The organism is Nitrospirillum guanabarense (genome assembly GCF_034653355.1).
GTDB lineage: Bacteria > Pseudomonadota > Alphaproteobacteria > Azospirillales > Azospirillaceae > Nitrospirillum.
Map to the genome: position 1 here is coordinate 1298865 of NZ_JAYEER010000003.1, position 13319 is coordinate 1312183.

The window sequence follows — 13319 nt, forward strand, 5'->3', positions numbered from 1 at the left end:
TCCCCCCGGACGCACTGTAGAGGCCCGGGGGAAGGCGGGCAAAGGCCTTACCGCCAGAGGTTGGTCCTGGCCAGGTCCACCAACTCGTCGCCCCGGCCGCTCATCACCGCCTTCAGCATGTACAGGGTGAAGCCCTTGGCCATTTCGGCGTTGATGGCCGGCGGAATGGGCAGTTCGGTGCGTGCCACCACCGCGTCCACCAGCACGGGGCCATCATGGGCGAAGGCCTCGCGCAGGCCGGGTTCCACCTCATAGGGGCGTTCAAGGCGGATGCCCTTGATGCCCACCGCCTCCGCCAGGGCGGCGAAGTTGGGGTTGTCCAGGCCGGTGCCGAAGGGCAGGAAGCCGGTGGACTTCTGCTCCACCTCGATGAAGCCCAGGGCGCCGTTGTTGAAGACGATGATCTTGGCCGGCAGCCGCCGCTGCTTGAAGGTCAACAGGTCGCCCATCAGCATGGTGAAGCCGCCGTCGCCGGACAGGGACACCACCTGCCGGCCAAGGAAGGCCGCCTGGGCGCCCAGCGCCATGGGCATGGCGTTGGCCATGGACCCGTGCCAGAGCGAACCGATCAGACGCCGCCGGCCGTTCATGGCCAGGTAGCGCGCCGCCCATACGGTGGGCAGGCCGACGTCGAAGGTGAAGATGGCGTCGTCGGCCGCCAGGTCGCTGACCGCCTTGGCCACCTGCTGCGGGTGGATGACGCCGCCGCCGGCGTCGGAGGCGGCCAAGGCATCCAGGTCCGCCCGCGCGCGGCGGTAGTGCCGAACCGCCTTTTCCAGATGGGCACCGTCCGTCTTGGGGGCCAAGCGTGGCAACAGGGCGCGCGCCGTGGCGCCGACATCGCCCACCACGCCCAGGTCCAGCGAAGCCCGCCGGCCCAGTTGCCCGGGGCGGATGTCGACCTGCGCCACCGCCACGCCGGCCCCCTTGGGGTAGAACTGGTGGTAGGGGAAGTCCGTGCCCAGCATCAGCAGCATGTCGGTGTCCAGCATGGCGTAATAGCCGGAGGAAAAGCCGATCAGGCCGGTCATGCCCACGTCGTAGGGATTGTCGTATTCCACATGCTCCTTGCCTTTCAGGGCGTGGACGATGGGAGCTTTCAGCGCTTCCGCCAGCGCCACCACGGCATCATGGGCACCGGCGCAGCCCGAGCCGCACAGCAGGGTGACGCGGCCGCTGCGGTTCAGCAGATCGGCCAGGGCGTCCAGCTCCGCGTCCGCCGGCACCACCAGGGGCGGCTTGGGCACCAGGCCGGCGGGCTTGGGTCGCGTCTCCGTCGCCGCCTCCTTCAGGGCGATGTCGCCGGGAATGACGACGACGGAAACGCCCCGCTCGCCGATGGCGGTACGGATGGCGATCTCCAGGCTGCGCGGCATCTGCGCCGGGTCGGACACCAGCTCGCAATAATGGCTGCATTCCCGGAACAGGTCCTGGGGATGGGTTTCCTGGAAATAGCCGGATCCGATCTCGGGCGAGGGGATGTGGGCGGCGATGGCCAGCACGGGCACGCGAGACCGGTGGCAGTCGAACAGCCCGTTGATCAGGTGCAGGTTGCCCGGCCCGCAGCTGCCGGCGCAAACGGCGATGGTGCCCGTCAGGTGGGCGTCGGCGCTGGCGGCGAAGGCCGCCACCTCCTCATGCCGCACGGGGATCCATGTGATGTCGCCCCGCCGGCGCAAGGCGTCGGTCAGGCCGTTCAGGCTATCGCCTACGACCCCGTAGATGCGTTTGACGCCGGCGGCGGCCAGCGTGGCGGCGAATTGGTCGGCAACGGTCATGGACATGGGCGGCGGTCTCCTCATGAGGGCGGATCAGGGGCAAACGGACCCCGGGGGCATGGGTTCCCCAGGACCTTGCGGTTCACGACGTGCAGCGGCGTCTCGTCCCGCAGCGCCCGGGCAACCTCGCCGGGCGCGCCGCTCCTCAGGCCACGGCGCGCCCTATCGCCGTCAGCGATGTGGATGATCCCGATCTTTCCCTTTGCGCGGGTGTCGGTCTTGTCGGAGGTGCCGGTGCTTTGAAGGTTAGGCGGGCAAGGGCCGCCCGTTGCCTGGAACGCTGCGACCCACGCCGGAAAGCGGAACGGACGGCCTCAATTATCCAGGCTGTGCGGCGGGCGGCGCCAGGTGCGGCGCCAGCGCAACGGCGTCTCGCCCACGAACTGGCGGAACAGCCGGGTCAGGTGCGCCTGGTCGGCCATGCCGCAGCCGTAGGCGATCTCGCTCAACGGTTGGTCGGTGGTCAGCATCAGGATCTGGGCCTGGCGCACGCGGCGCCTCACCACGTAGGTGTGCGGCGTTTCGCCGACGCTGGCGCGGAAGGCGCGGGTGAAGTGGTTGGTGCTGAGGTTGGCCAGGCCGGCCAGCTGGTCCACCGGCAGGGGGTGGGCCAGGTTGGCCTGGATGTGACCCATGACGCAGCGCAGCTGCCAGGGCGCCAGGCCGCCCCTGTTGGCCCCGGTGTCGGCGGTGGGTGCCGCCGGCAGCAGGATGGCCTCGTCCACCGGCGTCCTGTCCGTGCCGTCCAGCAGCGCGGCCAGCTGGTCCAGGCAGCCGCGCGCCCGCTCCAGGTCGTGGTCCAGCGCCGCCTGGGCGGCGGTGAGCAGCGTGACGATGCGGCGGTCGTCCCAGGGGGCGGCCTGGGACTGCGGGGGGAAGGGAACGGGCCGCGTCTGGGTCTGGAGGTGCGTTTGCATGGGACAGGCTCCTGGCAGGGCGTGTTGACGTCGCTACGGTGCTCCTTCGTCCGTCGCGGGACATCCCATACCTAGGTTTGCCACCCCCCTACGTAGGTTTGTGGCGCGAAGGGTTCCGAAAGAAAACCATCACGCCCCCGCATTCGCCGGGCCTCAGTCGCGAAGGAAGGCCAGCAGGTCGGCGTTCACCTGATCCTTGTGGGTGGTGCAGGTGGCGTGCGGCGCGCCGGGATAGATTTTCAGCTGGGCCCCCGGGATCAGGCGCGCGGTGGCGAGCGCGGTCGGACCCATGGGTGCCGTCTGGTCGTCGTCGCCATGGATGATCAAGGTGGGCAGGCGGATGTCCGCCATCTCGCGCCGGAAGTCGGTTTCGGAAAAGGCGGTGACGCAGTCGATGGTGGCCTTGATGGACGCTTGCGCCGCGATTTGCAGCGTCTGGTCGAGGATGCCTTGCGACACGGCGGACCCGGGCCGGTTGGTGCCGAAGTAAAGGGTGCTGAAATCGGCCACGAACTGGGGGCGGTCGTTGGCGAGGGCGTCGCGCATGCCCGCGAAGCCCTCGGCCGGCATGCCCTCGGGATTGTCGTCGGTCTTCAGGAAGAAGGGCGTCACGGCGCTGACCAGCGCCAGCTTGGCCACCCGATCCGCGCCGTGGCGGGTCAGATAACGCACGACGTCGCCGCCGCCCATGGAAAAGCCCACAAGCACCATGTCCCTCAGGTCCAGATGCTCGATCAGTCGGGCGACGTCGTCGGCCAGGGTGTCGTAGTCATAGCCGTCCCAGGGCTGGCTGGACCGGCCGAAACCCCGGCGGTCGAAGGCCACGGCGCGGTAGCCGTTCCGGGCCAGATGCAGCATCTGGTATTCCCACATGTCGGCGCTCAACGGCCAGCCGTGGCTGAACAGGACCGGCTGGCCATGTCCCCAGTCCTTGTAATAGAGGTCGGTGCCGTCGCGCAGGGTCAGGATGCTCATGGGATTTCCTCGGTCTCGTGGGAGGTGGGGGGACGGTACCGGCCCTCAGCCTGGCGGGATTGAAGGAAAGGCGGGCGTCTGTCCGGATTCTCCGCCTGTCAGCGGCAACCTCCCCTCTTTCTTCCCTCTCCGCGCCCGGTCGCCCTGCACCCAGTTCGCCGAGGCCCAGGTCCGCAGGCGCGGCACCAGCCAGTCGACCTGGGCCAGCAGCAGGGCGTCACCGCCCTGGACCGGTGCAGGTGCCGGCCAGGGCCAGCAGGACGCGCAAGGCGGGGGCGTTGGTCGCCATCGGGCTCTCCCTCGAAGATCGTCGCGGATGGGACGGGATCAGCGGCCGAAGGCGTCGGCCAGCGCGCTCCGTGCCACGGCCAGGGCGGATAGGGTGGGGGCGGTGTCCGCCAGCCCTTCCAGCCAGAAGAAGTCGTGGATGGTGCCCATCAACCGCAGGGCGCTGGTCTCCACGTCCGCCCGCATCAGGCGGTGGGCCAGCGCTTCGCCGCCCTCACGGGCCAGGTCCGCCTCCGCCGTCAGGATCAGGGTGGGTGGCAGGCGGCGCAGCCGCTCCAGGGGCAGGTCCAGGGGCGACAGGCCGGCCCAGGCCGGCTGCCCGGGGAAGGCTTGGGCCATCAGCGCCGGCAGGTCGCAATGGTCCAGCCACGGGGAGGATGGCGCATCGGGCGCGGCCGGCCCCAGCAGGGGGTGGAACAGCATCAGCAGGCGAAAGCCCTCGCTGGGCGGCAGGCTAGCGGCCAGCAGCGCCGCCATGGCCCCGCCGCTGCCGTCGCCGGCCACGGCCATGCGCGCGGGATCCAACCCAAGGGTTGGGGCCTGGGCGCGCGTCCAGTCCAGGGCGGTCGCGCCTGCTTCAGGGCCTGGGCGGCGGGGACCCGGCCGTGGTCGACGAAGACCAGGGCGGCGCCGCAGGCCCGGGCCAGTGCGGCGGCGGCCGCGCCGTGGGTGTTCCAGCCACCCAGGGCCCACAGGCCGCCGTGCAGGTAGAAGACCACCGGTGCCCCGCGCCCTCGGATTTGGCCGGGGCGGCAAAGGCGCACCGATATCGCCTCGGCGCCCGGTACGGCCACGCGGGTGACGGGGCCATCCGGCGGCGGGGCCGCCACCTGCAGGCGCGCGGCGATGTCCTGGCGCGCGGCCGGGTCCAGGCCGGGGGCGTAGGGCAGCAAGTCCGCCTCCACCGCGCGGTCGAGGAAGCTTTGCACCCCCGGATCCAGGGTCAGGCATTGCGCGGCGGAGTCCAGCCGGGGGCTCCGGATGGGCGGGTCGTGGGTCATGGGAACTGTCCGGAAGCGGGGATCAGGCGATCAGGGAGACGTCGACGGCGTTGGCGCGGCGCCAGCTGGCGGGGCTGCTGCCCGTGGCCTGGCGGAACAGGCGGCTCAGATGCGCCTGGTCGGCGAAGCCGCAGGCGTCGGCGATCTCGGCCAGGGCGTCATCGGTGTCCAGCATCAGGGCCTTGGCCCGTTCCACCCGCCGGCTGACGACGAAGGCGTGCGGCGACATGCCGAAGGTCTGGCGGAAGGCGGCGCAGAAATGGCTGGTGCTGAGCTTGGCCTCGGCGGCCAGGTCTTCGTTGCACAGGGTGCCGTCCAGCCGCCGCTCCACCAGGGCCGCCACGCGGCGGGCCTGCCAGGGCGCCAGGCCGCCGCGCGCCGCCTCTTCCTGCGGGCGGTGCAGCAGCAGGTCGCGCACCTTGACGATGCGGTCGCGCGCCTGGGCCACGTCATGCTCCACGGCGTGCATGGCCTCTTCCAGCAGGCGGGCGACGGTGGCCAGGTGGCTGGCGGCTGGGAAGCCGGCGGGGGGCAGGCCGGCCAGGGTGTGAAAGGCGTCCAGGGCGGCGGCAGGGGCGGTCATGTCTTCCTCCATCCGGTGGGCGTCCCCTTCCGCGGGCATGTCGGGCGGGGGACCGTGATGAAGGCAGTGTCGGTCAGGCGACCGTCAGGCTGGGAGTTAAGCGATGTGAAGCGTTGTGTACCGTCCCCACGCCGTTAAGCCGGGGTGTTAAAGCAAGGGCCCGTGCCAGCCGGCGCGGGGCTCCGGTCGCGCCAGGACCATGGCCCGTGCCTCGGCGTTGCCGGCCACGGCGAACATCTCAACCTGCATGGCGCTGGCGGTGGCGATGGTGTGGGTCCCCAATCGGCCCAGGGCGGCGCCATAGCCATGGACAAAGATGTTCCAGTGGTCCAGGGCGTGGCGGGTGGTGCGCTGGGCCAACCTGTCGATCCAGCCGGTGGCGAGATCCCTCTCCCCGGCGGCAATGGCCACAGGGATGGCGCCGATGGCCAGGCAGTAGCACAACGACAGGGCGTGATCGATGGATGTGGCGTCCTCCGCCGCCGCGCGCGCCAAGTCCAGGGCGGCGTCTACGTCCCCCATGGCCCAGCGCAGGCGCATCAGCAGGGTCAAGGCGGCCAGCGTGGCATCCACCTGGGCATGGTTGGCCAGGTTGACGCGCACCGGATCGGCATCGGCGGCCATGACCGTTTCCAGCAACGCCAGGCCTGCCGCGTGTTCCCCCGGAAATGGTGGGACATGGCGCGCATGCGCATGCCCGTAAGCCGCTCCGTCAGTCCACCCTCGGGCCCCACGCGGGCGGCGAACGCCTCGGCCGCCGCCAGACTGTCCGCGTAAGCGCCGGCCAGGGTGTGGTAGGCCCAAATGCCCCATTGGGCGCGGCGCGCCAGGCCCTCGTTGCCGATGCTCTCCGCGATAGCCAGCGCCTGGCGGAAGGCCTGGCCCATTTCCGGTACGGGCCCCCGGGTGTGCCACAGGGCATGGCCGTAGGCGGCCAGCAGTTCCACACGCCGTGCCGGATCGGCGGCGCCCTGTTCATCCAGAATGGCCAGGATGCGCTCCGCCCGGCCCAGGAACTCGTGCGGCAGCGACAGGTGGAACCACAGCGAGGCGCTGGCGACGATCAGGGTGAGGCCCAGGCCGATGTCGCCGCCTTCGCCCACCGCCCAGTCCAGGGCGCCGCGCACGTCATCGATACGGCGGCTGTGGGTGGCCAGCCAGTCACGCGGTGCCTTGCCCTCCCACGAGGCCTGGGCATCGCTGAACAGCGAGATCATGTGGCGGGCATGGGCGGCGCGGATGCGGCCGTCCATGCCGGTGTCGGCGAGGCGCTCATGCCCGTAATAGCGGGTGGTGTCCAGCAGGCGGTAGCGGGCGGCACCACCCTCGCGGCTGCTGACCACCAGGGACTTGGCAACCAGGTCGGCCAGGCCGTCCAGCACCTCCATCTCCCCGCCGCCGGTCAGCCCTCGGGCGTCCGCCGCGTCGAAGCCGGCGCGGAACACCGACAGGCTGATCAGCAGCACCTTCTCCTCCGGTGCCAGCAGCTCATAGCTCCAGTCCAGGGCGGCGCGTAGGGTGCGGTGGCGGGGCAGGGCGGTACGCCGGCCGCGCGTCAGCAGGTTCAGCCGGTCGTGCAGGCGGCTGGCCAGTTCCGGCAGCTCCATGAGGTCGACGCGGGCGGCGGCCAGCTCGATGGCCAGGGGGATGCCGTCCAGGCGGCGGCAGATCTCGGCCAGCGCGGGGGCGGTCGCGTCGTCCACGGCGAAGTCGGACCGCACGGCCCGCGCCCGCTCGAAGAACAGGGCGGCGGCGGGATAGGACAGCACGGTGGCCGCGTCCTGGGCCTGGCCGTCGGGGATGGGCAGGGCCGGCAGGCGGTGCACCCATTCGCCGGCGGCGCGCAGCGGCTCCCGGCTGGTGGCCAGGATCAGCAGGCCGGGCACGGCGAGCAACAGCCGCTCCGCCAGGTCGGCCACGGCGTCCACCAGGTGCTCGCAATTGTCCAGCAGCAGCAGGCTGGGACTGGCGGACAGGGCGGCCGCGATGGCGGCGAAGCAGTCCACGCCTGAGGCGGGCAGACCCAGCGCGGTGGCCAGGGTGCCCTCCACCCACGCCGCGTCGGACACGGGCGCCAGGTCGACGAAGCGCACGGTGGCCATCTGGGCCAGCGCCGCCGCCGTGGCCAGGGCGACGGAGGTCTTGCCGATGCCGCCCGGGCCGGCCAGGGTCAGGAAGCGCCGCTCCGGCAGTTCCGCCGCCAGGGTGGCCACGATCTCCGACCGTCCCAGCAAGTGCACCAGGGGGCGGGGCGCCGGCGGTTCGACGGGCGGGCGGGCGGGGGCCGGGCGGCTGGGGACCTCCACCGCCGGTGTCTGGGCCGGGGCGTTGCGGGTGACAGGCAGGGTGAGGCGATAGCCGCGCCCGGCCTCGTTCACCACCAGGCCGTCATCGCCCAGGGCCTTGCGCAGGCCGGACAGGTGCACGCGCACGGCGCTTTCGTCGATGGCCTGGCCGGGCCAGACCTCGGCCAGCAGGCGGTCGCGGGTCACCAGCCCGCCCCCGGCGGCGGCCAGCACGGCCAGCAGGTTGGCGGCGCGGCCGCCCAGCTTCACCGGCTGCCCCGCCTTGGCCAGCGTCATCTGCGGCACGTCGAAGGTGAAGCTGCCGAAGGTGTAGCGTACGCCCTGCTCGTTCATCATCCGAACCGCCAACCCCCAAACCGCATGACGCAATCATCCTTTTATTTCAGCGTTTTACGCACAAACCTACCTCGCCTTCAAGCCTTGGCCGGCGGCGGGCGCAGCCAGGCGGCCAGAGCGATGCAGGCAAAGGCGCCGGCCGCCGCCGCCGCGAAGCCGTCGATATAGGCCAGGACCGAGGCCTGCTGCGCCACCGCGCTGGCCAGCAGCCGGGTGGCGCCGGACACGGGGTCCACGCCATGGGCGGACAGCACGGCCTGGGACCGGGCCAGGCGGTCGGCGGTGGCGCCGGCCAAGGGGTCGACATGCAGGCCCAGCAGATTGGAATGCAGCTGTTCGCGCATGCGCACGAAGGTCTGCATGAAGGCGACGCCGATCTCGCCACCGAACAGGCGGGCGGCCTGTAACAGGGCGCCGATGGAGATGGCGTCGGCCGGCGTGATGTTCCGCACCACCAGCACCACCAGGGCCGTCAGCGCCAGGCACTGCCCCACCGCCTGCAAGGCCTGGGACGGCAGGAAGTCCAGGGTGGCCCACTGGCCGGTCAGGCTGGTGGCCTGCAGGCAGGCGACGGCGATCAGCAGGGCGCCAACGGCCAGCACCCAGCGGCCATCCACCCGCGCCAGCAGCCAGCCCAGCGGCAGGATCAGGGCGAACTGGGGCAATGCTATGAACAGCAGCACCGGGCCCACCTGCAGCTCGCGGAAGTTCTGCACCACCTGCAGATAGACGGGGATGATGTAGGCGGTGGACAGGATGATGAAGCGGAAACCCGCCAGCAGCAGCATCAGCAGGAACAGGTTGCCGCGCAGCATCAGGCGCAGGTTCAGGAAGGGGCGGCGGCTGATGATCAGCTCGCGTATCGCGAACAGGGCGGTGATCAGGCCGCCCGCCACCAGCAGGCCCACCACCAGGCCGTTGCCCGTCCAGTCCAGCCGGTTGCCTTGGTCCAATCCCGCGTACAGCAGGCCGAAGCCCACGGCGGCATAGGCGACACCGGGCCAGTCGTGCTGTTTCAGCAGGTCGGTATTCAGCGGTTCCCGCGGGACGCCGATCCACACGCACAGGAACATGAGGGGCAGGACCAGGCAGTACTGCCAGTTCAGCCAGGCGATGGACCAGTTCTCGGCGTACCAGCCCTCCAGCGCCGCGCCGATGTTCTGGGAGAATTCCGAATTCATGGCATAGGCGGCCAGGCCGTACAGCGTCAGCCGCGCCGGCAGGTTAAGGACGATGAAGCGGATGGTCAGGGGGATGAAGGTGCCGGCCCCCAGACCCGACAGGAACTGCATGGCCAGATAGGCCGTCAGGTTGGGCGACAGCGGCGCCAGCAGGCTGGACACGAAGAACAGGCCGATGCCGGTGAACAGGACGCGGCGGGCGCTGAAGACGATGCCCAGATAGGGGCAGGCCACGCCCACCACCATCTGGCCCACGCCATAGGCGGTGGTGATCCAGGCCCCTTCGTCGAATCCGGCGTGCAGGTCGCCGCGCAGATCGCTCAGGCCGAAGGTGGTGGCGCGCGCCCCCAGCGTGGACAGAAGGGCGCCCAGCAGCACCCCTAGGATGCCGATATAGGCCCGCGCGCCGTCCAGTGGCGGCCACGGGTGCGGTGCGGCGGACGCGGTGGCGGTGCTCATTTGCCCTCGTCCACGTCGATGGTGGACACGACCGACATGCCGGGCCGGACCAGGGTGCCCAGCGCGGGCACGGGATCCAGCACGATCTTCACCGGCACGCGCTGCACCACCTTGGTGAAGTTGCCGGTGGCGTTGTCGGGTGGCAGCAGGGTGAAGACGCTGCCGGTGCCGGGGGACCAGCTGTCGACATGGCCGCGCAGCTTCAGGTCGGGGAAGGCGTCCACCGTCACCGTGGCGGGATCGCCCACCCGCACATGGGTCATCTGGGTTTCCTTGTAATTGGCCACCACCCACACCCTGGGCAGGGCCATGACCCCGATGATCTGCGTGCCGACATTGACGAATTGCCCGGGGCGCACCTGGCGCTGGCCCACCATGCCGTCGGCGGGGGCGGTGATGCGGGTATAGGCCAGGTTGTTGCGCGCCAGGGCCAGCTGCGCCTCGGCGCTACGGATTTGCGCCGACAGCTGCTGCTCCTGCACGTCCAGGCTGGCCAGCTGGGCCTTCTGCTGGGCCAGTTGGGCGGTGGCCAGTTGCGACTGCGCCACGGCCTTGGCCGCGTCGGCGTCGGCCTGCTCCACCTTCTGTTCCGTTCCCGCGATCCTGGTGCGCAGCAGGTCGCGCTGGCGTGCCGCCTCCAGCCGGGTGCGGGTCACGTCGGCGTCGGCGCCGGCGATGCCGGCCTCGGCCTGGCGCACCAGGGCGCGCTGCACGTCCTTCTGGTTGGCCAGGTTGGCCAGTGCCGCCTGGGCCGCGGCCAGGCTGGCCTGGGCCAGGTCCAGCTGGGCCTGGTAGTCCGACGGCTCGATCTGGGCGATCAGGTCGCCCTTGCGCACCGTCTGGAAGTCGTCCACCGCCACCGTCTGGACATAGCCGGCGATCTTGGCAGACAAGGGCGTCAGGTCGCCGGTGACGTAGGCGTCGGATGAGGACTGGTGGCGGGCGCCGCCCAGCCAGCGGTCCCAGTGCCCGGCCACCACCCAGACCAGCAGGCCGGCCCCGGCGAGGGCCAGGGTGCGCAGGACGGGCGGCAGCCAGCGGACGCCGGCGGACGTGGGCGAGGGGGTGGTCACGGTCGTGTCCATGGCGGTCACTCCAATGCCGCGCCCAGGCGGCGGCCATAGGCGGTGATGGCGGAACCAGCGGCGCAGCGCTCATGACTGTACAGCGCCAGAGCGTCGGTGACGCTGGACGCCTCGGCCAGGTGGCGGCGCAGCGCCAGGGCGTCTCCGGCGGCCTTCGCCACGCCCATGGCGGTGTGCGGCCGCGCCACGAAGGCGGCGTCGCCCAGCAGGGCGACACGGCCCGTGGCCATCACCGGCGCCTCGTAATCGAAAATGGCCTGGATGAAGGGCTCCGGCTCCGCCGCCACCACGGCGGCGAAGGGCGGCGGCAACAGCCGCGCGGCGTCCGCCCTCAGGGCCGCCGCCGCCTGCGCCCGCACCTGGCCCGGGGCCAGGGAATGGGGGTGGGTCCGGCCCTCCGTATCGGTCAGCGTCGCCTCCAGGGTCGCCGCCGGCACCGGCCGGTACCAGACCCAGTTGTATCGCCGCCGGCCCGGTGTCGTCTCGCCGTCCGGTCCGGGCACCAGGTACCCCAGGGCGTGGGACCGGGGCATCATGTAGAAGGCGAACCGGTCACGCAGCACGGCCGCCTCCGCCGGCAGCCGGTCCTCGGGGAACAGGCCGCGCCAGGCGACATAGCCGGCATAGCTGTTGGGCGCCGGCCCGCCGGTCACCACGGGACGGACGACCGATCCCAGGCCATCGGCGCCGATGACCAGGTCGGCCCCTTCGTCCCCGCCGTCGTCGAACAGCAGGCGGGCGCCCCGCGGTCCTTGCGTCGCGGCGCTCACGGCCCGGCCCAGGACGTGATCGTCCTCGGGCACCTCGGCCCGCAAGGTGCGGTACAGATGGTCCCAGGAGATTTGGGTCTGCGGCGTGGCGTGGCGCTCGGCGATGGCGCCGTCACGGTCGAAGTAGATGCGCTCGAACGCGACCACGCCGATGCGGGCCACATGCTCGCATCCCACGGCACGCAGCAGGGCGAACAGTTCCCGCTGGCTGACCAGGCCGGCGCCCCGGCCGGTCAGGCCGCTGGTCGACCGCTCGTAAATGCGGACCTCGTGCCCGTCCTGCCGCAGCAGGGCGGCTGCCGACAGCCCGCCGATGGAGCCGCCGACGATGCGGATGCGCAAGGAGGCCATGGCTCAGGCCCCCTTTCGGCCGCGGCGGCGGCGTAGGGTCAGCATGGCCTGGATGGTGAAGGCCAGCATGGCCAGGGCGCCCCCCAGGGTGCAGACGGCGGGCCATTGTCCCGCCTTCCACGCGGCGGTGGCGGCGGCGGATCCCAGAGCGCCGCCCAAGAACATGCTGCCCATGAAGACGGTGTTCAGCCGGCTGCGCGCCTGCGGATCCAGGGCGAACACGATGGCCTGATTGGAGACCAGCGCGCTCTGCATGCCGAAATCCAGGATGACCACGCCGGCCACCATGGCCCAGACGTTGGCCCAGGCCCCGAACAGCAGCCAGGACAACAGGGTGACGACCGTGCCCAGGCCCACCACCAGGTGCGATCCGCGCCGGTTCGCCAGGCGGCCGGCGATGGGGGCGGCCACCACGCCCACGGCGCCGATAATACCGAACAGGCCGGCCACGTCGGCACCCAGATTGAAGACCGGCTGCTCCAGCCGTAGCGACAGCACGGTCCAGAAGGCGGAGAAGGAGGCGAACAGGGCGCCCTGGGTCAGGGCGGCGGCGCGCAGGGCAGGCCGGTGCCGCCACAGCTGTGCCAGCGAGGCCAGCGCCTGGCCGTAGCCCAGGGTGCTGGTGGGGGCATGGCGGGGCAGGGTCGCCGCCATCAGGGCCGCGGTTCCCCAGGCCAGCGGCATCGCCAGCCAGAACATGGACCGCCAGCCCTGATGGGTGGCGACGAAGCCGCCCAGCGTGCGGCTGAACAGCACGCCGCACAGCAGGCCGCTCATCACCACGCCGATGACATGGCCTCGCTTCTCCGGCGCCGCCAGGGTGGCGGCGAAGGGCACGATCTGCTGCGCCACGGTGGATAGCAGGCCGATGAACAGCGAGGCGGCGATGAGGCCGGTGGCGGAAGGGGCCAGAGCGGCCAGGCCCAGCATGACGCCGATGGCCAGCAGCTGCAGCACGATCAAGCGCCGCCGGTCCACCAAGTCGCCCAGCGGCACCAGCAGCAAGAGGCCGGCGGCATAGCCCAGCTGGGTGGCGGTGGGCACGAAGTCCGCCAGGCGGGAGCCCGCGAATTCCCGCTCCAGGATGCCCAGCATGGGCTGGTTGTAATAGATGTTGGCCACGGCGATGCCGCAGGCGGCGGCCATGGCCAGGGTCAGCGCGCCGGTCAGGGCGGGCGCGGCGGTGACCGGCGGCGGGGACGCCGTCGACAGATCCGGGGTGGGGGCTTGGGTCATCGGGGGCTCTTGAATGGGAAGGGGCGGATGGTCGAACGATGCCTGAACCACGC

12 protein-coding genes are annotated in these 13319 nt (G+C 71.4%); all 12 read right to left on the reverse strand.

All coding sequences use genetic code 11. From position 1 onward, the window contains the following. Positions 1-47 precede the first annotated feature (47 nt). A complete protein-coding gene (gene poxB, locus UAA55_RS15045) occupies positions 48-1784 on the reverse strand; it encodes a ubiquinone-dependent pyruvate dehydrogenase (RefSeq protein WP_322953709.1) in 1737 nt (578 codons plus the stop codon). 308 nt (positions 1785-2092) lie between these two features. Next, the gene (locus UAA55_RS15050) at positions 2093-2695 is read right to left on the reverse strand and encodes an AraC family transcriptional regulator (protein ID WP_322953710.1); all 603 of its coding nucleotides are present in this window, start codon (positions 2693-2695) and stop codon (positions 2093-2095) included. Positions 2696-2848: 153 nt separating this feature from the next. Beyond that, positions 2849-3670, reverse strand: a complete 822-nt coding sequence (locus UAA55_RS15055) for an alpha/beta fold hydrolase (protein WP_322953711.1) — start codon at positions 3668-3670, stop codon at positions 2849-2851. Positions 3671-3997: 327 nt separating this feature from the next. Beyond that, entirely contained in the window at positions 3998-4483 is a 486-nt protein-coding gene (locus UAA55_RS15060) for an alpha/beta hydrolase fold domain-containing protein (protein WP_322953712.1), read from the reverse strand. After that, complete coding sequence (locus UAA55_RS15065) at positions 4381-4959, reverse strand: hypothetical protein (RefSeq protein ID WP_322953713.1); 579 nt, start codon at positions 4957-4959, stop codon at positions 4381-4383. The genes UAA55_RS15060 and UAA55_RS15065 overlap by 103 nt, the downstream gene beginning before the upstream one ends. A 22-nt stretch (positions 4960-4981) precedes the next feature. After that, positions 4982-5542, reverse strand: coding sequence for a helix-turn-helix transcriptional regulator (locus tag UAA55_RS15070; RefSeq protein ID WP_322953714.1), 561 nt, complete (start codon positions 5540-5542; stop codon positions 4982-4984). Positions 5543-5689: 147 nt separating this feature from the next. Then, positions 5690-6166 (reverse strand): hypothetical protein, encoded by a 477-nt coding sequence (locus UAA55_RS15075; protein WP_322953715.1) that lies wholly within the window; start codon positions 6164-6166, stop codon positions 5690-5692. After that, a complete protein-coding gene (locus tag UAA55_RS15080; protein ID WP_322953716.1) occupies positions 6091-8184 on the reverse strand; it encodes an ATP-binding protein in 2094 nt (697 codons plus the stop codon). The genes UAA55_RS15075 and UAA55_RS15080 overlap by 76 nt, the downstream gene beginning before the upstream one ends. Positions 8185-8261: 77 nt before the next feature. Beyond that, a complete protein-coding gene (locus UAA55_RS15085; RefSeq protein ID WP_322953717.1) occupies positions 8262-9824 on the reverse strand; it encodes an MFS transporter in 1563 nt (520 codons plus the stop codon). After that, complete coding sequence (locus UAA55_RS15090) at positions 9821-10909, reverse strand: HlyD family secretion protein (protein ID WP_322953719.1); 1089 nt, start codon at positions 10907-10909, stop codon at positions 9821-9823. The genes UAA55_RS15085 and UAA55_RS15090 overlap by 4 nt, the downstream gene beginning before the upstream one ends. A gap of 5 nt (positions 10910-10914) precedes the next feature. Further along, the gene (locus UAA55_RS15095) at positions 10915-12030 is read right to left on the reverse strand and encodes an FAD binding domain-containing protein (protein WP_322953721.1); all 1116 of its coding nucleotides are present in this window, start codon (positions 12028-12030) and stop codon (positions 10915-10917) included. Between the two features lie 3 nt (positions 12031-12033). After that, entirely contained in the window at positions 12034-13266 is a 1233-nt protein-coding gene (locus tag UAA55_RS15100; RefSeq protein ID WP_322953722.1) for an MFS transporter, read from the reverse strand. Between the last annotated feature and the right edge of the window lie 53 nt (positions 13267-13319).

What these genes read in the sequence shown, in the direction of transcription:
- poxB (WP_322953709.1), bottom strand. Translation starts at nt 1,784, where the DNA reads ATGTCCATGACCGTTGCCGACCAATTCGCCGCCACGCTGGCCGCCGCC.
- UAA55_RS15090 (WP_322953719.1), bottom strand. Translation starts at nt 10,909, where the DNA reads ATGGACACGACCGTGACCACCCCCTCGCCCACGTCCGCCGGCGTCCGC.
- UAA55_RS15050 (WP_322953710.1), bottom strand. Translation starts at nt 2,695, where the DNA reads ATGCAAACGCACCTCCAGACCCAGACGCGGCCCGTTCCCTTCCCCCCG.
- UAA55_RS15100 (WP_322953722.1), bottom strand. Translation starts at nt 13,266, where the DNA reads ATGACCCAAGCCCCCACCCCGGATCTGTCGACGGCGTCCCCGCCGCCG.
- UAA55_RS15065 (WP_322953713.1), bottom strand. Translation starts at nt 4,959, where the DNA reads ATGACCCACGACCCGCCCATCCGGAGCCCCCGGCTGGACTCCGCCGCG.
- UAA55_RS15085 (WP_322953717.1), bottom strand. Translation starts at nt 9,824, where the DNA reads ATGAGCACCGCCACCGCGTCCGCCGCACCGCACCCGTGGCCGCCACTG.
- UAA55_RS15080 (WP_322953716.1), bottom strand. Translation starts at nt 8,184, where the DNA reads ATGATGAACGAGCAGGGCGTACGCTACACCTTCGGCAGCTTCACCTTC.
- UAA55_RS15070 (WP_322953714.1), bottom strand. Translation starts at nt 5,542, where the DNA reads ATGACCGCCCCTGCCGCCGCCCTGGACGCCTTTCACACCCTGGCCGGC.
- UAA55_RS15095 (WP_322953721.1), bottom strand. Translation starts at nt 12,030, where the DNA reads ATGGCCTCCTTGCGCATCCGCATCGTCGGCGGCTCCATCGGCGGGCTG.
- UAA55_RS15055 (WP_322953711.1), bottom strand. Translation starts at nt 3,670, where the DNA reads ATGAGCATCCTGACCCTGCGCGACGGCACCGACCTCTATTACAAGGAC.
- UAA55_RS15075 (WP_322953715.1), bottom strand. Translation starts at nt 6,166, where the DNA reads ATGGCCGCCGATGCCGATCCGGTGCGCGTCAACCTGGCCAACCATGCC.